Origin of the sequence: Haloarcula mannanilytica (genome assembly GCF_005406125.1) — an archaeon.
Classification (GTDB): domain Archaea; phylum Halobacteriota; class Halobacteria; order Halobacteriales; family Haloarculaceae; genus Haloarcula; species Haloarcula mannanilytica.
Map to the genome: position 1 here is coordinate 14,422 of NZ_BIXZ01000007.1, position 20,153 is coordinate 34,574.

Here is a 20,153-nt window from a genome sequence, read left to right on the forward strand (position 1 = left end):
AACACCTACACGTGAGTGAGGATATCCAGTCGAGCGAGATTTACGCCCTCCTCGATGATGAGTACGCTCGCGCTATCCTCACGGCAACAAACACGACGGCAAAATCGGCGAAGGAACTCAGTGAGGAATGTGATGCGTCGCTCCCGACGATTTATCGACGCACTGAACGCCTCATCGAGTGTGGACTCCTCGAAGAACAAACCCAGATCGAAGACGGCGGCCACCACTACAGTGTCTACAAGGCACGGCTCAAACGTCTCACAATAGAGTTAGAAAACGATGAACTCAAGATCGAAATCGAAGAACAACCGACAGAAAAGATGGCGGACCGGTTCACCGAACTGTGGGGAGAGATCTAATGCAATCGGCCCAAGTTAACCCTTCGGCGATTCCCCCCTACCATTTTGTTCTCCTAGCAGTGACGTTACTCGCTGTTGGGATGGGGGTATTTATTGTCTATCAAGCCTATCAAGGATATCGTAGAAGTAACAGACGACAGATGCTGTTTCTCGCGGCCGGGCTCGCACTCATTACTGTTGTTTCTCCAATTGCATCGCTTATACTTTCGATTGTTGGATTACAGTTCAGTCTTGACCTGATCGTATATACTTTTTATTCGCCATTCGTGAGCAATAGCATCAAAATTATCGGTATCGGATGTATTATTTACTCGCTTTCGTTACGGAGTCATTCGTGAGTCGTGAGACGGAGAGCTGACAGATAATTCAATTATGTCTCGGTGAAATAAATTCATGGATATAGTCCGCTTTCTATCGACCGTCCTGATGAGTGCCGTCCAGAATATTCGCCAGTAATCAACACCTGCACGTTGGTCCACAGACTGGTGTTCACCGCGAAGGATTGGCCGACCGCTGTTGTGGACACAGGGACACTACCAGCGTGCCAGTGCGTCCGTTCCAAACCGTCTAGAAATAATTCCAAGGAATGTCAGTACCCCGGTCAAAGCAGTTCCGCCGGCTACGAAGAACACCCACTCCATTCCCACAGAGTCCATCAGGTACCCACCCAGAAGGGGCGCAAGCAGCGCGCCCGGCCGCCACACGAGTCCACGGATTCCAATGCTGCTCGTAATCCCGTTGCCTTTCCCTTCGTCAGCAAAGAGGGCCATACTAGCAGGTTCACGGACACTGTCTGCAAACCCAAGGAGGCCATTCAGTAGCAACACGACGAAAAACACGCCAGGGACGGTCCCGAGTAGTGGCAGCGTCACTGAGATTCCGAGCCCCCCACCTGCCGATGACGCCAGTGGGATCGCGACTGCGATGAGACCGTACAGGCCGCCCCCGACCGCAATAAAAAGCCCTCGGCCATAGCTGTCCGAAAACCGGCCCATGAATGGCTGGCCGAGCATATTGGTGAATTTTTCAGCGGCAACGACAGCACCCACAGCAGTGGCACTAAGCGCAAGCCCACCACGAGCCACGGAGACACCGACAAATATCGGAACCCAATTTCGAACTAGCGTCACAGAGACGGCATACTGGGCACGAAAACTCGTCACCGTCAGAATCCGCTCGTTGAGTGCCAGTTCAAAGAAGGCAAATCCTTCGATGGTCGAATCGTCTGCCTCGACGAGAAACCAGACACCGAGAAGCGCGATGAAAAAGAGAACAACCAGGACTGCGAAGATCGGATCGAATCCGAACGCATCGTAGAGAACACCCGCTCCAATTGTTCCAATAATCCCCGCTGCCATCCGCCATGAGTTGTACTTCCCGATCTGATTTGCGCGTTCGTCTTCGGCGGCGAGTTCTCCGACAAGAGCGAGGCTGATAATGCCGGTCCCGACGATACCCAGCCCCTGTAGTATCCGTGCAAGGATGAATCCCGCCGACGAGTCGACAAAGACGAACAGTGCGTAGGAGACGGCACTGAGTAGCATCGAGAGCAACAGCAAGAGACGCTTATCGTACCGATCTGCGGCCCATCCAAGTGGGACGAGTGCTACCGTCCGACCGATGCCAAGCGCTGTGACGAAGAGTCCGACAACAACACCCGTCGCGCCAAGTTGTTCAATATAATTCGGGAGCAGTGTGAGCAGTGTTATGAACCCAAGACTCGCAACGAACCGAGTCAGATAGAGGGGATAGAATTGGAATCGATCAGTCACACGGAAAGGCATTATATCCCGGTAACTAATGCTCTCTTAAATAGGTGCTGAGTCATAGCTAGAGTGGCTCACAGAGCGGTTCTATGACACGCTGTCCTGTGGTAGGCGATACTATTGATCAGGTGGAGTGGTTTCCCTGAGTAACATTGTTTTCACGCGACCAACCCCATCGAAGTCCCGAAGGCGATACACGAGTTCGCGGACTCGTGCCGCATCACCGTGACAGAAGACCGTCTCTAAACACCAGTCTCCCTGGTGGGTGTGACTCATCGTCTCGATTATGTCTTGGAAGTGGTGCTGGGCGGAGTGAAGATCCTGAATCACCTCATGATGCTTGTAATCGAAGGCTACTACGGACACGACATCACCTGAAACCTCTTCAAGCTGTGAATGCCCCTCGATATATTCCTGCATTGCTTCACGGATCGCTCGCGAGCGAGAATCCAGTCCTTCGGCTTGCCACGTTTCGTCGAATGCTTCGAGGATGTCATCTGAGACGTTCAAGCTTGTTCGCATAGTCTCCAGTTGATCTCCCTCTGACTTGATTCCTCGATTATTACGGCAACCCCATTTCAGTCCTAACAATCCCTATATAAGCGGGGATAGAGGACTCGATATATGCTACACGGTGAAGCGTTTCCGCTATTGGTCGGTGCAATTGGGTTGGGCATCGTCCACGGTATTGAACCCGGGCATGGGTGGCCGGTCGCTGCGAGTTATGCGCTTGATCGATCTAATAAGTGGCTCCACGGGCTCGCCGCCAGTTCACTCATTGGTATCGGACATCTCATCAGCAGTCTGGCGATGGTCGGTGTGTTCTTCTACGCGAAATCGTACTTTCATTTAACCAAGGTGAACCAACCGATCTTGATCGACGGTGTCGCCATTGGCGGCCCGGTGAGTATCATTGCCGGTGTGTTACTCATAGGGCTCGGCATTCGAGAGTACACACACGGACACTCCCATCAGCATGATCACGACCACGATGAGCCGACGACGGACCACTCCGCCCACGGCCACGCCGCCACGTCATCTACGCTGGAACACTCCGCAAGTGGGCTATATGAACGGCTGAAAGCGCGGCTCACAGGAATTGAGGGACATTCGCATGCACATAACACAGAATCAGCAACCGACTCCAATCGTAGCCTGTTCGGAATCGCCTGGTTCGCATTCGTTCTCGGGTTTGCCCACGAAGAAGAATTCGAGATTATCGGGCTCTGTGCAGGCTCGGTCTATTGTCTGGAACTAATGACCGCATATGCGCTGACGGTCATTCTGGGGATTGTCGGGCTTACGATGCTGCTTATCGCTGGCTATCAGGAGTACGAGGCAACAGTTGAGCGATACACACCATACCTTTCGCTGTTTTCGGCGACCGTCCTCGCCATCATGGGGATCGGATTCATCGTTGGCGTCTTCTGAACGGAAATGTGCCGTTCCCAGCGTCGCACCGTTCTGTAGGGGGTTCGATCGATACCGGTACGAGTGAAATATCTCACCGAAAAGAACGCAAATAGAACCGGTCTGAAAGTGCTTCAAAAGCGCTACCCATATTTAAGTTTAAGAGAGACGGTGCGTGACAAATAGTGGGGATCATGAAGAACACTCACATGCTCAAATCGAGAATATTACATAACATCAGATCAGTTTAGAAGATGACAGGGAATGACAGGATCCGAACTATCTGCTGATGATATCAAAGAGGAGGTCCGGACGTACTGGAACGAGCGGGCTGAGACGTATGACGACGATAGTCACCATGCACTTCATGGGGAGGACCAGCATGAAGCATGGCTGTCGGTATTAGATTCTTGGACAGCTGACCCACCACAACGGACCCTTGATGTCGGCTGTGGTACTGGCGTAATTTCGTTCCTGTTATCAGAACTCGGTCATGATGTCACAGGCGTCGATTACTCAGTTGAAATGCTAGAGAAAGCCCGTGAGAAGGGCAGTGAGAAGGACGCTGCCCCCAATTTCCGTGTTGGAGATGCCGAAGCGTTAGAACAGCCCGACAACACGTACGATATGGTGACCTCTCGTCACCTCATTTGGACGCTACCATCTCCAGCCCAGGCAATAGAGGAATGGTGCCGAGTTGTCCGCCCCGGTGGTCGTCTCATTCTCATCGAAGGTCATTGGGATTTCACAGGTGCGTTCGACGGATACGAGGACATCCACGAGGACTTGCCACTGTATGACGGCCGTCCTCCCGAGGAACTATCAGAACTACTGAGTAAGCACGGAGTTGAAAATGTCGAGTCCGAACCGTTAATGGATACGGTATTCTGGGGCGAAGAACCCGACTATCAACAGTACATAATCGGGGGCGACATCCCGGGATGAGCCAAACCACGTTCTGCCTATCCAATTAGAATAGCACCGCGTCGTGATTCTGTCTGAAAGTGTGATGATGTCGTGCAAGACCAAACCTTGCCTGTTGAGAGTGTCATATAACGGCTTATATACCCAGTTTTCGCATCCTCGCGTTGGTCAGTGTAGAGTAGTGATGGATCGGTTAGCCAGAGAATCCAAATAACAGCCAAGATATTATGCCGATAAAGATAGATGTAGAATTATGGTCGAGGACAATACAATCTCCAATTCTGTCCTCTCTACACTTTCCCGAGAGCCCCGAAGAACCAATCTCTCGTGGATTATGCTTGCACTTGCGATCGCGTGGACGATATGGGTAGGTTGGACATCCGTTCCAACCGCAATTGTTGGAGCACCATGGGTTCTTCTGCTCACATTTGCAGATGTCCTTCCAAAGGATAGACGAAAAATGGCGACTTGGTTTCGCGTTATTGCGCTGCTCTATATGTGCGTGGCTCCCTTCGCGTACGTGGCCATCTCAACTATATGACTCGCTCAGTTCGCAGACGTACTGAACAATAGTTCTCCCCGAAAGTTCTGGATTAAACCCCTTTGTGAACTGTTTTAAGACACTCTAGGTGCCTGTTTCCGATTCTAGAACCCAGTACAGTCAGCATTCGCAGTTGACTGCAATCCACGACGAGCGGAAGTTAACACATATATCCGAGACCGTGTGCTCCTCTGATATATGCAATTCTGTGATGAGTGTGGGTCGCTGATGCACACGGAGGGCGACACGTGGGTGTGTCGCTCCTGTGAGAACGAGGAGCCGCGGGACTCACAAGCAGAAGCGGCGATGGCAACGGAGGATGGACAGCAGGACGATGGGGCTCCCGCCGTGGCCGACGCGACCCAGGGATCCACCGAGACGATACAGGAGTCCTGTCCGGCGGACAACTGTGATAGCGACCGGGCCTACTACGAGATGCTGCCGAAGCCTGGCGGCTCCTACGAGGTCCGGCTGTTCACCTGCGTCGAGTGTGGCCACAAGTGGCGCGAGTCCTGACGGCACATTCCCAAGCGGTGGATGCAGGTTATTTCAGGTGCTCGTAGTTCCAGTTTTCCAGTATCGATGCCACGGGAGCGGGTTCCCCGCCGCGAGCTCGACAAACGCCTTGTGCAAGTCCGTCACCGACACGTCCTTCGAGCGCATATCGAGTTCGTCGGCCACGTCAACCCTGGTCTGGCCTTCCAGTTCAGCGTATTCGTCCCGCAGGAATGCAACGTGCTCGTTGTCACGGTCTTCCTTCACGGTCTGGCGACGGATGACATACGGAATCTGACCGGCACCTATGTCGTTACTAGTGTCGCTTTCGGGTTCGGTTATCGGGTCATCGGGACAGTCATTTCAATCGGTAGAAAAACAGTGACTGCAAAAGAGTCAGCTGGATAGCAGGCACTCACTCGGTTTCAAATAGACATCGAATGGTCTAGTCCGAAAGCGGAAGCCCTCTCAGGAGAACGTCTCGAACTGCGCTTCCAGCTGGTGTTGTGTGTCCAGTCCCGTGTGAAACCGGTTGATGATCTCGGATTGGTGTCTCGGACACGCGAGTAGGGCGACAGCCCCGTCCTGAACCTGCACTACCGGCTGCTGTGGGTTGTGTACTGCCAGGTGACAGCTCGGACAGCCCACACCGCCAGCCGGTCTGTGGTTTAGCAGTTCAGCGGTGGCTGTGGTCGTATACCCACAGACGGTTTTGAACTGCGTCAGGTGGTCAGTACAGCCGACAAGTGGAACCGTCAGCTGATCGAGCAGCAGGAACGACGGCATCCCGTCAGGGGACTGCAGCGCAGCCCGACACGCATCACAGCGAATCGGCGGGTACTCCTCGTGTTCGTCCGGCGGATGGTGTAGTGACTCTCCGGAAACCATGATAAGTCGGGTACCTCCCAGTTGATCACCCACACGGGTAAGTGATGTGTCTAGAGTAGTCAGTAGCGGATACCCAACACCGAATCGGATACCGGATGTTCTTGCTGGGAGGTCACATGCCCGAAGGATGTCTGTTCTCACCCAAGCGATCCCGAAGCGATTCACGGTTCTTGAACTGCGTCCGGAAAGCGGTCTCAGTGGGACAGAACCACCTCACTGGGAACGAATCGAACGGCTGCTCGTGTGGTTCTAGAGGTCCGGAGCCTACACCCCGTCGCTTATCGAACGTCACTGTCTCGCTGAGTGTATGGACTGAATCATATGGGCCGCCGTGATGCTGTTCGACAGGTACGAATCGCTGAGAACACGGTTTTGCGCCTCAAGATACTCGTGAAGCTCTATCAAACTCGGTCACGAACGGACCATGCCAGTCCGAAAAGTGGACACCAACACACACCACCGTTTCCGGAGCTACACACCGCTGTTTCCGGAGCTTTTGAAGCCGGGTCAGACTCAGTAATTCGAAAGGTTAGACTGCAGCAAATTGTTGTCTTCGGCGGTCGACTGAATGATGTTCGCGACATCTTCGAACCGCGAGGTCGACAGTAAGACATCGAGGACAGCTTTGAGCGGAACGTCGAGTTCGTACTCATGATAGCGGCCGGCGGACAGTCCCTCGTTGCGCTCGTACACGCTGATGAGTCCGAGCATGTTCATGTCCGACAGGTGATCACGGACACGCCGTTCGCTGACGCTATCGGCGTCTAATCGGTCACAGATTTTGATATACCGGTCGTAGAGGTCACGGGAACGGACTGGAACCTCATCGAGTGCCTGATGATACGCAAGCGCACACAGGACGGCGTGTCCCTGCGTCGTAAGTTCCTGCATCCCCTGGTAGAGTTGGTTCTTTTCGAGTTCGTCCTGGGCGTCCCGAACAAAGTCGCCAGTCACGGCCTCGGCTTCTTCGGCTTGAGCGATTTCACCGGCTTCGCGGAGGAGACGAATGGCTTGTCGCGCCGAGCCGGTGTCCTGTGCGGCGAAAGCTGCACAGAGCGGGACAACGTCGTCTTCGAGTACGTCGTCGTGAAACGCCTTTTCCGCCCGCGGGTGGAGAATCGACCGCAACTGATTGGCGTCGTACGGTGGAAACAGAATTTCTTTCTCTGCCAGCGTATCCTTGACTTTCGGCGAGAGGTTCTCCCGGAACTGGAAGTCGTTACTGATGCCGACGATAACGGGACGAACATCCTCGACATAATCGTTCGACCGGGCACGGGGCAGTCCATAGAGGATATCGTCTGATTGCCCGATGTTGTCGATTTCGTCCAGTACGATCACGACAGTACCACCGAGAGAGTCCAGTTCGTCGTAGAGCAGATCGAACACCCGTTGCTGTGAATACCCCGTCGTACTGATCCGATCTTTGCCCTGGCCAAGACGGAGTTCGTTCACGAGCGCAACGGCGACCTGATACGACGAGGAGAGGTTCTCACAGCTGACCCAGATAGTCGAGAGTTCGACATCGTCGTATGTAGCCGCGTCCGACTCAAGATGGGAGAGCATGAACTTCGTCGCGACGGTCTTTCCGGTGCCGGTCTTCCCGTACAGGAAAATATTGGACGTGGGCCGGTTGTCGATGATCGGTTGGAGAGCACGCTGATATTTTTCCAGTTCATCATCTCGTTCCCGAATGTCCTCTGGCTCGTACGAATCGTCGAGGGGAGTCGCATCCGCAAACACCTGCTGATCCCGCTCAAACATCCCCATGCGGGAGTTACTCACAGCATGATATCATAAAACCACCGGTTCCTAAGCTTCCGAAGCGTCCGAAGCTTGTGTTTTTATAAGTGTGACGCACACCGGCGTTTCCGATGCTCTATTACTTATAAAACACACAGACACCACTATTTCCGAAGCTTTCGGAGATCTGTCTGGGGCCACACCGTCACTCTGATTATGAATTAGGCAAGTTTTATTACAATATATAGCTAACAGCATCCATAAAGCAGTAAATAAAACTATAGCAAATGTAAAATCACTAAGAACTACTAGAGGTAGATCGTTCAACCGATCAGAATTTCTCAAATCGAGTTCGAATGAGTTCGGATTAGCCCCAAACCAAGTAATTCTAGCTGGTATCTACAGCCCTCCCCCCACACGTTGCTCCCATAGCTTCGGAAACAGTGGTGTGAGGGTTGGTCTCTCCTTGAACTGTGAAAAGCTTCGGAAACGGTGGAGGGTTCTATACCAAGATCTACCACCGATCTTTGTCAATTCTCAACAGATACACCCTCAAATCCGGGGATGGGCGTTTTCGTACTGACTCAGGATCTACATAGTGTCAACAGCTGCTTGGTGTGTAACGCCTGCGTATTGACCCCGATAGCTTCGGAAACAGTGGTGTGTCTCTGTCGTCGTTGGACCACTATTTCCACTGTAACTCTATCCGGGCCTTCTACGAAGTATAGACCAATTTCGCAGTGATTACTTCGGAAGTGGTGGTGTGTTTCAGAGCTCCGTCAGGGCGCTCTATTCACTGGTACCCTGAACGCGCGAACTCCTTCCGACTCGGACTGCTAGAACTGCAAAGCTCCGGAAACAGTGGTGTGTCAGTCTTCGCTTGGCTTTCCTCAGAATGTGTTTAGACCGATTCTCTTTGGAATCCAAACCTCAGGTGTACTATGACCACTTTTTCAAAGGGAGAATTCCCATAAGAATGGAGACCCTATGCCGTTCTGTATGCCGACGACTATCACCGTGGAGGGCATGTCGTGTGGTCACTGCGAACAGACAGTAGAAGAGGCGCTTCAGGACGTATCCGGTGTTACTGACGTGACTGTCGACCGAGAGACGGAGCGTGCAAGCGTCGACGGTGACGCCGATACCGCCGCTCTCGTAGACGCCGTCGAAAACGCCGGGTATACTGCTCACGTCTGAGTACTGTTCTTTCAGTGAATGTTCCCTTCGACACTTTCAGGGAACGTTCACTTCGACAGCATCGGTGTGTCTACTGCTGATATTCCCGTAACAACTTGCCCGACCGCCACGACATTCCTATTGTAGTTTTCGTCGCCAAACCAGACTCCCTGAGATTGATTAATTAGATCGTTGGCTCTGTCTACCGCCGTTCTGTCTGGTTTGGTAAAATATAATCAAATGGCCTGAGTTGCACCATCCGATGCGTTGGTCCCCGCTTGCTCGCAAGGAAGCACGAACAGTGGCGAAATCAAAGGGTGTCTGGCTCTTGGCCACTCTCCTTGTTCTGTGGAGCTATCGGCCGAGTTACGTCGGCTGGGATGGCCTGGGAGCGAACATCACGGCTGGATACGTGCAATTGGCCGGAACAGGACTGCTCCCGCTTGGCGTGTTACTGCTGAGCTACCAGTCGGTTGTCGGCGAACGGACCTCGGGAAGTGTCAAGTTCATCGTCGGACTCCCGCTAACGCGAACGGAGATTCTCCTCGGAAAGATCGTCGGCCGGACGGCCGGTATTGCTGGTCCCGTCTCCGTCTCGTTTCTCGTTTTGGCTGGCATCGGTCTGGTGAACCACGGGCTGTTTGACCCACTCCTGTTTCTTGGGGTCGTTCTCGTGACCCTCGCCTACATCGGCGTACTCGTTTCGGTTGCCGTGTCCATCTCTGCGGTCGCCAAGCGAACCGTCACGGCCGCTGGCGCTGTTTTCGGTGTGGTGTTTCTGCCGTTTCTCGTGTTCTGGTCACGGATCAGTACGGTGATCTACTCGCAGGTGACGGGTCGGCCCGTCAACCCATTCGACCCCCCGGCGTCGGGGCCGCTGTTTGTTCTCCACCGGCTCTCGCCCAGTGGGGCATACAACGTCGTCTCGAACTGGGTACTCGGCGTCGGAAACTCCGCAAGCACGTACAGTTCGGTTCTCTCGGAACTCAAGCCAACGATATCGACGAATGCGCTGGTCGTCGAAGCGACGTTCCAGCCCGGCACGGTTCCGATCTACCTCCACGAATCGGTCGGTCTCCTCATCCTCCTCGCGTGGCTGGTTGTGCCGTTCGGACTCGCTCGGGTCGTCTTCTCTAGGAGGGATTTGGTATGACTGAGGCCGTTATCGAAACCGACGGGCTCACGAAACAATACGGATCGACGGTCGCAGTTGACGACCTCGACCTCACCGTCACCGACGACGAAATCTACGGCTTCCTTGGCCCCAATGGCGCGGGAAAGTCGACGACGATCGGACTCCTCATGGATTACGTCCGCCCGACGGCGGGAACTGTCCGCGTTCTGGGCGCTGATCCCCAAGCCGATGTCGTCGAGATACACGACCGATTGGGGATCCTCCCTGACCGGTACAGTCTCTACGACGGGCACACCGCACGACAGCATCTCGCACTCGTCAGCAACACGAAGCGAGCGAGTGATTCCCCCGAACAGCTGCTGGATCGTGTCGGGCTCGGCGATGTAATCGACCAGGATATTGCGACGTATTCGCAAGGAATGGAGCAGCGGCTGGCGCTCGCGATGGCACTCGTCGGTGACCCCGACCTGCTCATTCTCGATGAACCGTTCACCGGCCTCGACCCTCACGGGGTCAGGACCGTCCGCGAAATCGTCCACGAGGAAAACGAGCGCGGGGCGGCCGTCTTCTTCTCAAGTCACGTCCTCGGCCAGGTCGAACTGGTCTGTGACCGGGTCGGAATCCTCCACCGCGGGCAGATCGTCGCGGAGGGAACCGTCGATGACCTCCGGACTAGCGCCGACGTGGATGCGGACGCCTCGGTGGAGGAAATCTTCGTCTCGATCACCGACGAGGCGGTCACTGCAGACGACCGGGCCGTGGAGGGGGAGCGATGAGACGACGCGCCTTGCTCACCACCGCGGGGGCCTCGATGGCGAGCCTTGCGGGCTGCCTGGGTGACACGGAGTACACGATCACGAATGTTGCGGTGACGGCAGCAGCGCCGTTCGAGTTCGACGTGACCGTCACGGAGCCAGATGCCGTCATCGAACACCCGGCGCGGCTCGAGTTTGAACTCCGCAACCGTGCGGATCAACCGCTCCGCGTGCGGAATAGGGGTGTGTGGCCGTTCGGCCTCCTGAAGCTCGTCCGCTCGCCCGATGCCGAGGGTCCGGGCGGGACGCTGCTGTATACGGAGCAGTACGAAACCAGCCAGTACGTCGACATCGAGAGCCGCCGGAACTACAGCACTGAATCGACACCGCTCGTCCAGACACTTGCCTCCGGACAAAGGTTCAGTGAAACCTACGAGCTGCATGGTGACGGCATTCGTGGGGCAGGGACTGCATACGTTCGGGGCGAGCACGAACTGCCGATATTCGAATATACCAGCGGCGACTCCGACGAATGGCAGTCGTTTACTCCGGAGATAGCGGTGACAATCACGACCAAACAGTTGTGGTGAGTCGCGGTCCGTCTCGATTGGTCGTGATTGACATCCTCCCCGCACTAAAGCACGGGGCTTCCTCCTCAACTCTCCGGAACTCGGAAGCGGAGTTCGTTTGCACCTCTCGTCCGACGAGACGTTACGCTAACATTTTGTATGAAGCTAGTAAAACGAGCGTTTGATGCCCTCCACGTTGCGGCGATCATTCCTCGGAATGGTCGCCACCGGAGCAGTCGCCAGTATCGCTGGCTGCTCGTCGTCGTGCCCTGACGACGGCACGCCAGATCCGTCCTACACGGTCGAATCGGGTACCGACAACGCAGGCTTCGAGACGGTCCCCGATGGTTCATGGCCCGCGCCGCGATTCGACGCAGCGAACACAGGATATGCCCCGGTCCGGATGGAAACGACAACACCGTCGGTCCAGTGGCACAGGGATATATCTACAACGACCTCGGGCGTTGAAAACATCGGTGCGAGTCCGGTAGTTGTCGCCGACGACACTGTCGTGTTGACAACTTCAGCAAGCGTCGTTGCGTTGTCGCTCCGTGACGGGACAGAACAGTGGCGACGCGAGCTCACACCAGTGACCGTTCAGACACCGGCCGGCATCGGAGACCGCCCTGCGCCCCCGGTGATGGCAAACGGCCGGGTCTTCCTCGCAACGACTGGCGGCGTCGTTGCCCTGGAGGCTGACGACGGAGCAGTTGCGTGGCGCAATACCGAGGTAGTCGGGGCAGGTGTTCCGGCGGTGATTGATGACGCGCTGTTCGCTCCCACGACCGATGGCGTAGCCAGATTTGACACCACCGACGGACACCGACAGTGGACGGTCTACGTCGATGGGACGAGGCTGGCCGTGGCCGAAGGCACCGTTGTCATCGTCGGTGAGGAGCTAATAGCAGTGGACGCCGAAACCGGCGAGATCCAGTGGCGACAGTCGGATCGGCCCGCCGGATTTCCCGTTGTATCTGACGGGACAGTCTACGTGGCAAGCTCGTACACCGATATACTCGGACGATCACTCGCTGATGGGACCGAGCAGTGGCGTATCGACCGGAGGGGTTCCATGGAGCTACCTGTCGTGACGCCCGAAAGCGTGTACGTAATCGAACGACCCGGTGAAGCATCCAGCGCGACGTTCGCGTTCAACCGGGTCGATGCGGGAGCGCCGGAGCCCCGTTGGTGTTCGGAGATCGATATCGGTGGTGCCGTGACTGCCGCGTCCGAGGACGCCGTATTCACGTTCCAACACGACATTGGGCTCACCGCGTTCACTACGCGTTTCGGCGACGCAGTTTGGCAGTACCCGTCCGAATATCAGGCCGTCTCACTGGCGGTACTCGACGGCGGCATTGTGAGCGTGTCACCAGAGGGCACTGTCGTGGCGCTCGGAGGGGAGTGACCTGCGATGGGACAGCGCTTCCATCGGGCTGCCGGTTTCGTCCTTGCTCTGAGTGCAGTGTGCTTGCTCATTGCCACGGTTCCGCTGGACTTCTGGCCCACACCGCGGCCGGGAGATTCGTATGTCTTTGACCCACCGCTGTTTAGCGCAATTTGGGTACAACGGACGCTCATACCTGTGCTCGTCATGTGTGCGAACGTGCTGTTTCTCATCGGCTTGAGCGCGTTATTTAGACGCGACAGCGCGTCGATGTCACACTTACAGCGCGTGTTCGGGTTCGCCAGCCTCGTCGGGACTGGCATCTGTGTGCTTGGAACGTTACTGTTCACCACAGCCGGTCCAAACGACATCGGGACGGAACTCACCGCGTTACTCGTTTTGGCCCTTTCGTTCGGACTCATATTCTCCGGCCTTATCGGATGGGGTGCTGGCTACCTCCGGTCCGGGGAGCTTCGACTCGGCGCTGCGCTCACTGGTGTCCCGGTGTTTATCGGCGTGTACTTCGGGCTCTCGCTTGCAGGGATCGAACTCCCATCCGGTGGCGGGTTGCTGTTGAGCACGCCGCCGAGTCTCATGGCACTTGTTGTCGGCTATGACCTGTGGGTCGACGACAATGCGTCCGACACCGGCTGAAGACGTTCCCACTCTCGACGCCATCGGTAGCGACTCCAGAGGTAGAGAGTGAACGCGAAGAGACGTTGTCAACGACGGGACCGAAAAATTGCTACTCGGTCGCTGACGGTGTCTCAGAGGTGTCCGTATCCAGGAGAGAGTCCATATGTTCGCCGCTATTACGGCCGGGAAATGCTCAAACTCTCATCTCGTGTTGCGGGCACGGTAATCGCCGCATTGGCCTTCTTTTCTTCGTCATCCACATCAGCGGCGTGTTTATGTCGCAGACGACGGGCCAGGTATTCCCGATCCGGAGCGCGAGCAGGTGTTCGATATGAGATACACGACGCACGACGAAGGCACCGGGCTCGGGTTGAACATCGTACGCGATATCGCGTCCGCACACGAATGGCCTCTCGTGCTCACGGAGAGCGCTACCGGGGGTGCGCGCTTCGAATTCCGCGATGTCGACCGCGACAGCTCTCGACCCAGCGAGGATGACACTACTATCGACTGAAATCGTGGGTAAATGAGGCTAAAACAGTATCAGAAGGACACTGAGGAGTACCACAGCAACAGGATATCGTCCCTGTGAGAGTCCCCCCTTCAGCTGTGTGTGTAGCGGTCACTTGATCCTGCTGGCTCTATCAAACCCGGAACACTACAGTCGGGTTCTCGGGAGTATATTTTATATGGATCCACGGTGTGGTGATAATTACGTGGTCAAATCAACGGTCCGGTTTCCCGAAACGGTGATGGACTGCGTTGAGGAGATGGTAGACGATGGTGTCTTCTCCAGCAAGTCCGAATTTCAGCGGTTCGCCGTAGAGTACGTCCTTTCTGAAATTGACGGTTACGAGCCGGAGATGGTTGATTTCACGGACCTCGAAAGCGAGGTTTTTCAGCATCAGTCCCCTGACACCGGCACCGAACTATCGACCGAGATTAACGAGAATTTCTATGAGAACGCTGCCCGAGTCCGCCAGTTCGCCATTCGAGGCGAAATCGAGACCGCAGAGGAGTACATCGACACCGCGTACCCGGTCACGGATCCACGGTGCCTGCTCCTCGATGATTTGCTCGAATCCTATCGACAGCGCATAAACGAAGACGAATAAGGGTCGCCGTGATGCTAGTGGCTATCTGATATTTCGAAGGCTACTATAGTGAGGATTACAGGGGCTGATATGTCTTCACCTGCAGGAGTGTCCCGAAGCCTACCGTTCGCATGTGTGCCAAGCGACCCAACCCTCCTAAGAGAGCCGACCGCGGCACTGACTGACACTGCCGAACAAGCGCAGTATCGACTGGTTGGTCTTGAGTGAGTAGTTTAGGGCAGCAAAGATGGGAGAAATGGTGGGCAGCCGGGGGGAGTGGCGTGCAACGCACCATTGAAAGTCGTCATCCACGACGACGGGTTCCAGTCCCAGGCCAATCGATGAATCGGATAGGATTCAAGGGGAACGGAGCGGGGACCAGAACCCAACCGAGTGGTATGTAGTTGGTATCAAAAACAGTTGTGATTTGTATTCATGTGTCACACATGTCTCTGAGATACAGGTTGTGGTTCTTTTCATCTCGGATTCGCCCGTACTAGAACAGTGGTAGATTTGTATCTCTCTCCTCTATCGCTCATTCTCGTGACTATCAAAAAATATAGTTACAGGATAAAACCGGAGATTACACCCCTATTTATAGTTATTATTGGCAAAATTACCTGCTACAATAGTATCTATGCAGATTTCTGTCGGTACTTGGGTATAGATAAGAAAATATAAAACCATATTCGATCAAAAAAGAAAGTCGATCTATAAAACGGTGTTAACTATCGTAACGTTCGATGGAACGAGCTCCATAGCATGGCCGTCCATCGTCGGCCGGTTGTACCGTTTCTTGGAACTAGCGAAAAACGGAGAGTTCGAGCGAGTCCACTCTTTTTTTAAGTCCTAATATATCTGCGGTGAATCCGACGTACCAGTTCCTCTCTCGTAGTTCATCACTACCTGTGATCTGCAAAAATCGCCAGACTCACTCAGGGATACCTCTCGGACTACTGTGACATTCGTCTACGTTTCAGTAGTAGCGCAATCCCATCTGGAGCAACAGATCCAAACACCCCTTCGGGAGTACTGACAGCCGAAAGTGGCTGCGATGAGGCAGCCACGAATACCAGAGGACCCGTGGGCTTTACGTGGACTACGATGTGCAGGTGGTCACGGGACCCACCTGTACGGACTGGGAGACGGAAGTTAAAAACACAGGAGGACTGCAACGTGGTTTTATACGTGTTCTCAGTCAGGCCCGGGAACAGTAAGAGATGACGTGGGTACCGGTCTGTCTGTGGGCCTGAAAAATCATCCCCCTCAGACGGGGGATCCAGAATGAATCCCACCTGGGTAATCGTTGTATCACCAAAGGAGGACTCAGTTCGTTCCCTCACGAGTGATCCAGCGGCTCGTCAGAGACGAGACTTACACAGGTACACACTACAGATGTATACCGTGGGTGCCCCCTGATTTCGCAGTAGTTATCTCGCCTTCGGTGATACGACAGATTCAACGCTATCTGGCCCCTAGTTGGGGAGCGTCGTTCGTAAACCTCTGTGAATTATAGTTGATTGATGGTTTGAAATCTGCCAGGGAGTTCCAAACTTCTTAATTAACAGTATGTGTCAGCTTGAGGATTATAATAACAAAAGTACGATTGTTATCTAAACACAGGAACAACGGTGTACAGTGCCTTTTTGCCTCTACTCCTCATATACGCATGCAATGGATTCACGGGAACAAGAGCCTGCGCCCACACAGGACACTGCGACCCAACCGACAAACAGCTTTGACGAAGAAAAGGCACGACGCGGCGCGCGCCTTCTGCTTGAAGCCGCTGGCCGCGATCCCGATTCGACGGGCCTGTCGGATACGTGGAGCCGACGCGTCCCGGAAATGCTTGAAACGTTGACCGAAGGGTCACGGTCCGAGTCCAAGCCGGTAATGCGGACCTTCGAGTCGGAGACTGACGGACTGATCGTCAAGACGGGGATCCCGCTTCAAAGCATGTGCGAGCATCACATGCTTCCGTTTCAGGGAGTCGCCCACGTGGCGTACAGGCCGGGCGAAGAAATGGTTGGCCTGTCGAAGCTTATCCGGTACGTCCGGTGGCAGTCGCGCCAGTTGACGACACAGGAGACGCTCACACGGGACATCGCAGTCGGTCTGGCTGAGGAACTCGACGCACACGGAGTGGCCGTCGAAGTGACGGCGACGCACATGTGCGAGGTAATGCGAGGCATCGAAACGGAGACTGAAACGACCACCAGGGAACGCGTCGGAACGATCGGCGAGGCCGACCGCACACAGTTCAGAGAGTCAATCCGACGGCACGCCGGCGGACCCAGTGACCGCTGAGTACCAGCCACTGAATCTCGGTTGGCGGAGTTGCCGGTCCGAGTGATCTGTTCGTTACATCGTTTCTATCGTCAGCCAACTGTTTGCCTTCGTCGGCAGTTCAAAACTCAAATTATTAGATATTCAATAGTTTGAGTGTGCGATTCTGGTAGTATCAGCTACAGAACACGAACTTGTGGCCGTAGGCCTGGCTAGCGTTCGTCTGGGGTTTCGGCGTTGCGAATTCTTCCAGGTAGCGGCCACCGATGGGTGTCAAGCGGACCGGGAATACTTAAATCACCTCAGAACTGTGGAGTCTGCTTCATTCTGGAATCACGCCACCTTCAAGACGTACGATACGATGTTGAGAGCTATTAGCACGAGAGTAGAGCGCACGGTTCGAGACGCCAGCACACGGGTGAGACTGCAATGAGTTCGGACTCGCTCCCGTCACAGGTCAGTACAGCAATCATCGGTGGCGGTATCGTCGGGAACAGTCTCGCGTATCACCTCGCCCGAATGGGACGAGATGACATCGCAATCGTAGACAAGGGACCGCTACCCGACCCTGGAGGTTCGACGGGTCACGCCTCGAACTTCCTGATGCCGGTCGAGCACTCGAAGGAGATGACCAATCTCACCCAGCGGAGCATCGAGCAGTACAAAGACATGGACACGTTCACCAACAGCGGCGGTATCGAGGTCGCTCGAACCGACGAGCGCGTCGAGGAATTGAAACGGCGTGTCCAGTCGGCCAAGGCGTGGGGTGAACCGGCGGAGCTGTTGACCCCCGAGGAAGTCGAGGATCTCGTCCCGTACGTCAACACCGACCTCATCAAAGCCGGGTTCTACAGTACCGGAGCAGGCACCTGTGATCCGCTCCGAGCCGGCGAAGTGATGCGAGCGCGGGCAGACGAGTACACCGACGGCGGACTGCACGTCTCGCCCAACACCGAAGTGCTCGACCTCCACGTCGAGAACGGATCGATACAGGCGGTCGAGACTGACCGCGGGACTGTCACGGCCGATGAGGTGGTCATCGCGGCCGGGCTCTGGAGTCCGAAAATCGCCGAGATGGCCGGCGTCGACATCCCACTCACGCCGGCAGTCCACCAGATGGTCAGCGTCGGCCCGATCTCCTTCTTCGAGGACTACGAGGGTGAGATCTCGTTCCCGGTCGTTCGTGACATGGACACGCAGATGTACGAGCGCCAGCACGGAAACGACCTCGAAGTGGGCTCGTATCAGCACCGGCCGATACTCTGGGATGTCGAGGACATCCCGTCCATCGACGAAGCGCCGCTGTCGCCGACACAGCCACCGCTGACCGAGGACGCCTTCGAGCAGTCGATGGCCGACGCGCTGGAGATCGTGCCGGAACTCCTCGACGACCCCGAAGCCGGTATCCGCCACGAAATCGACGGCTTGCTCTCCCAGACGCCCGACGGGGCGCCGCTTCTGGGACCACTGCAAGATGTCGACGGGCTGTGGTCCTGTGCCGCGGTCTGGATTAAGGAGGCCCCGGCCATCGGCGAGGCAGTCGCCCAGTGGATGACGCGTGGCTGGTCAGATATCGACCTCCACGGGGCCGACGTGAACCGGTTCTACGAGTACGGGAACTCCCGCTCGTTCGTCAAAGATCGGGCCAGCGAAGGCTTTCAGAAGATATACGACATCGTCCACCCGGCCGAGCAGTACCAGTCTGCGAGGGAACTCCGGACGAGCCCGTTCTACGAGAAGCAGGCGGACCTCGACGCGGAGTTCTTCGAGGCAGCCGGCTGGGAACGGCCACAGTGGTACGAGTCAAACAGCGACCTGCTGGACCGGTACGAGGACGAACTCGCCGAGTTCCAGCGACCGAACGAGTGGGACTCGCGGTGGTGGTCGCCGATTATCCTCGCCGAACATCTCCACACCCGCGAACACGTGTCGATGATCGGCGACATGGGCTTCAGCATATTCGACTTCCGCGGGTCGGATGTCGTTGACTACCTCGAACGGATGGCCGTGGGCCGAGTCGATGTCGAGGTCGGAAAGACCGTTTACACCCCGATACTCGCCGAGAACGGTGGCTTCGTCTCGGACTTGACCATCGCTCGCCTCGGTCCCGAACATTACCGGGTCGTCACCGGCGGCGCGGCAGGCGGGTCCGACCGAGCCTGGTTCGGCGACCACATCCCGGACGACGCCGACGTGACGATGATCGACCGGTCTGAATCGCTGTGTACGCTGGGCGTCTGGGGACCGAACGCCCGCGATGTGGTCGACAGCGTCACCGAGGAAGACATGTCCCATGACGCGTTCGAGCCGTACACGGCACAGAAAATCACGGTCGGCGAGGTTGACGCCTGGGCGATGCGACTCTCCTACATCGGCGAACAGGGCTGGGAGATCTACGCCCCGATGGGCCAGGGTCGCCGCCTCTGGGACGTGCTGTGGGAAGCCGGACAGGATCACAACGTCCGACCGGCCGGCATGGGCGTCTACGGAACGACCGGACGGCTCGAAAAGGGGTACCGGCTGTTCGGCCATGAGCTGGAACTGGAGTACAACCCCGCAGAGGCCGGGCTGACGTTCCACGGCGTCAAAGATGCTGATTTCATCGGCAAGGAGGCCTACGCCGAGGCGATTGACGAGGAGAACACCGCCACGCTGTGTACGCTGTCCGTCGACGACCACGCGCCCGAGGGCGGCGAGCGCCGCTTCATGCTCGGTAACGAACCGGTTCTCGACGAGAACGGGGATGTCCTGGTCGACGACGAAGGCCGTCGGTCCTACGTGACCAGCGCCGGCACCGGCCCGAGCGTCGGGAAACACCTCCTCATGGCGTACCTGCCGCAGTCCCACGCCGAGGAGGGGAAGCGCCTCCAGGTCGAGTACATGGGCCAGCAGTATCCGGTGACGGTCGAAGTCGTCGGGAGCCGCCCGCTGTTCGACCCGGAGAACGACCGCATCAGGAGCTAGTACAGCCAGTGAATCCACCACACCC

The 20,153-nt window shown here is 56.0% G+C and carries 19 protein-coding genes and 1 pseudogene; 15 read left to right on the forward strand and 5 right to left on the reverse strand.

Annotation, left to right across the window (positions count from 1 at the left end; all coding sequences use genetic code 11):
• The first annotated feature begins 11 nt into the window (after positions 1-11).
• Together Harman_RS16005 and Harman_RS22265 are read left to right on the forward strand one after the other, a co-directional pair.
• Entirely contained in the window at positions 12-359 is a 348-nt protein-coding gene (locus Harman_RS16005) for a transcriptional regulator (RefSeq protein ID WP_137684791.1), read from the forward strand.
• Entirely contained in the window at positions 359-697 is a 339-nt protein-coding gene (locus tag Harman_RS22265; protein WP_449271441.1) for a DUF7521 family protein, read from the forward strand. The genes Harman_RS16005 and Harman_RS22265 overlap by 1 nt, the downstream gene beginning before the upstream one ends.
• Before the next feature lie 195 nt (positions 698-892).
• On the opposite strand, the gene Harman_RS16010 is transcribed toward Harman_RS22265, so the two are convergent.
• Both Harman_RS16010 and Harman_RS16015 read right to left on the reverse strand, forming a co-directional pair.
• Positions 893-2,143 carry an MFS transporter gene (locus Harman_RS16010; protein ID WP_137684792.1) on the reverse strand — a complete coding sequence of 417 codons (1,251 nt, stop codon included), beginning with the start codon at positions 2,141-2,143 and terminating at the stop codon, positions 893-895.
• 99 nt (positions 2,144-2,242) lie between these two features.
• The gene (locus Harman_RS16015; RefSeq protein WP_137684793.1) at positions 2,243-2,647 is read right to left on the reverse strand and encodes a CopG family ribbon-helix-helix protein; all 405 of its coding nucleotides are present in this window, start codon (positions 2,645-2,647) and stop codon (positions 2,243-2,245) included.
• A gap of 102 nt (positions 2,648-2,749) precedes the next feature.
• On the opposite strand from Harman_RS16015, the gene Harman_RS16020 reads away from it, so the two are divergent.
• From Harman_RS16020 to Harman_RS16030, 3 genes are all read left to right on the forward strand, one after another.
• Positions 2,750-3,556 carry a hypothetical protein gene (locus Harman_RS16020; RefSeq protein ID WP_137684794.1) on the forward strand — a complete coding sequence of 269 codons (807 nt, stop codon included), beginning with the start codon at positions 2,750-2,752 and terminating at the stop codon, positions 3,554-3,556.
• Positions 3,557-3,799: 243 nt separating this feature from the next.
• Entirely contained in the window at positions 3,800-4,480 is a 681-nt protein-coding gene (locus Harman_RS16025; RefSeq protein ID WP_137684795.1) for a class I SAM-dependent methyltransferase, read from the forward strand.
• Positions 4,481-5,198: 718 nt separating this feature from the next.
• On the forward strand, positions 5,199-5,516 hold the full coding sequence (locus Harman_RS16030) for an RPA12/RPB9/RPC11 RNA polymerase family protein (RefSeq protein WP_137684796.1): 318 nt from the start codon (positions 5,199-5,201) through the stop codon (positions 5,514-5,516).
• Positions 5,517-5,549: 33 nt separating this feature from the next.
• Here Harman_RS16030 and Harman_RS16035 read toward each other — a convergent pair whose 3' ends face one another.
• The 3 genes from Harman_RS16035 to Harman_RS16045 form a co-directional block, all read right to left on the reverse strand.
• Positions 5,550-5,762: a hypothetical protein gene (locus Harman_RS16035; protein ID WP_235007238.1), complete on the reverse strand. Its 213-nt coding sequence runs from the start codon at positions 5,760-5,762 to the stop codon at positions 5,550-5,552.
• Between the two features lie 201 nt (positions 5,763-5,963).
• Positions 5,964-6,383, reverse strand: coding sequence for a hypothetical protein (locus Harman_RS16040; RefSeq protein WP_137684797.1), 420 nt, complete (start codon positions 6,381-6,383; stop codon positions 5,964-5,966).
• Between the two features lie 513 nt (positions 6,384-6,896).
• Positions 6,897-8,153, reverse strand: a complete 1,257-nt coding sequence (locus tag Harman_RS16045; protein ID WP_137684909.1) for an orc1/cdc6 family replication initiation protein — start codon at positions 8,151-8,153, stop codon at positions 6,897-6,899.
• A 972-nt stretch (positions 8,154-9,125) separates the two neighbouring features.
• Here Harman_RS16045 and Harman_RS16050 point away from each other — a divergent pair.
• The 10 genes and pseudogenes from Harman_RS16050 (at position 9,126) to Harman_RS16095 (ending at position 20,128) form a co-directional block, all read left to right on the forward strand.
• Complete coding sequence (locus Harman_RS16050; protein WP_137684798.1) at positions 9,126-9,323, forward strand: CopZ family metallochaperone; 198 nt, start codon at positions 9,126-9,128, stop codon at positions 9,321-9,323.
• Between the two features lie 241 nt (positions 9,324-9,564).
• Positions 9,565-10,455 (forward strand): ABC transporter permease subunit, encoded by an 891-nt coding sequence (locus tag Harman_RS16055; RefSeq protein WP_137684799.1) that lies wholly within the window; start codon positions 9,565-9,567, stop codon positions 10,453-10,455.
• Entirely contained in the window at positions 10,452-11,213 is a 762-nt protein-coding gene (locus Harman_RS16060; RefSeq protein WP_137684800.1) for an ABC transporter ATP-binding protein, read from the forward strand. The genes Harman_RS16055 and Harman_RS16060 overlap by 4 nt, the downstream gene beginning before the upstream one ends.
• The gene (locus Harman_RS16065) at positions 11,210-11,782 is read left to right on the forward strand and encodes a hypothetical protein (RefSeq protein ID WP_137684801.1); all 573 of its coding nucleotides are present in this window, start codon (positions 11,210-11,212) and stop codon (positions 11,780-11,782) included. The genes Harman_RS16060 and Harman_RS16065 overlap by 4 nt, the downstream gene beginning before the upstream one ends.
• A gap of 196 nt (positions 11,783-11,978) precedes the next feature.
• A complete protein-coding gene (locus tag Harman_RS16070) occupies positions 11,979-13,169 on the forward strand; it encodes an outer membrane protein assembly factor BamB family protein (protein WP_137684910.1) in 1,191 nt (396 codons plus the stop codon).
• Between the two features lie 249 nt (positions 13,170-13,418).
• Positions 13,419-13,802, forward strand: a complete 384-nt coding sequence (locus tag Harman_RS16075) for a hypothetical protein (protein WP_137684802.1) — start codon at positions 13,419-13,421, stop codon at positions 13,800-13,802.
• A 253-nt stretch (positions 13,803-14,055) separates the two neighbouring features.
• Positions 14,056-14,298, forward strand: a pseudogene (locus tag Harman_RS16080) (sensor histidine kinase); the annotation flags it as partial.
• 238 nt (positions 14,299-14,536) lie between these two features.
• On the forward strand, positions 14,537-14,899 hold the full coding sequence (locus Harman_RS16085; RefSeq protein WP_394347829.1) for a transcriptional regulator: 363 nt from the start codon (positions 14,537-14,539) through the stop codon (positions 14,897-14,899).
• A gap of 1,653 nt (positions 14,900-16,552) precedes the next feature.
• Positions 16,553-17,185, forward strand: coding sequence for a GTP cyclohydrolase I (gene folE, locus Harman_RS16090; RefSeq protein WP_137684804.1), 633 nt, complete (start codon positions 16,553-16,555; stop codon positions 17,183-17,185).
• Between the two features lie 408 nt (positions 17,186-17,593).
• Positions 17,594-20,128: a GcvT family protein gene (locus Harman_RS16095; RefSeq protein WP_137684805.1), complete on the forward strand. Its 2,535-nt coding sequence runs from the start codon at positions 17,594-17,596 to the stop codon at positions 20,126-20,128.
• Positions 20,129-20,153: the final 25 nt, after the last annotated feature.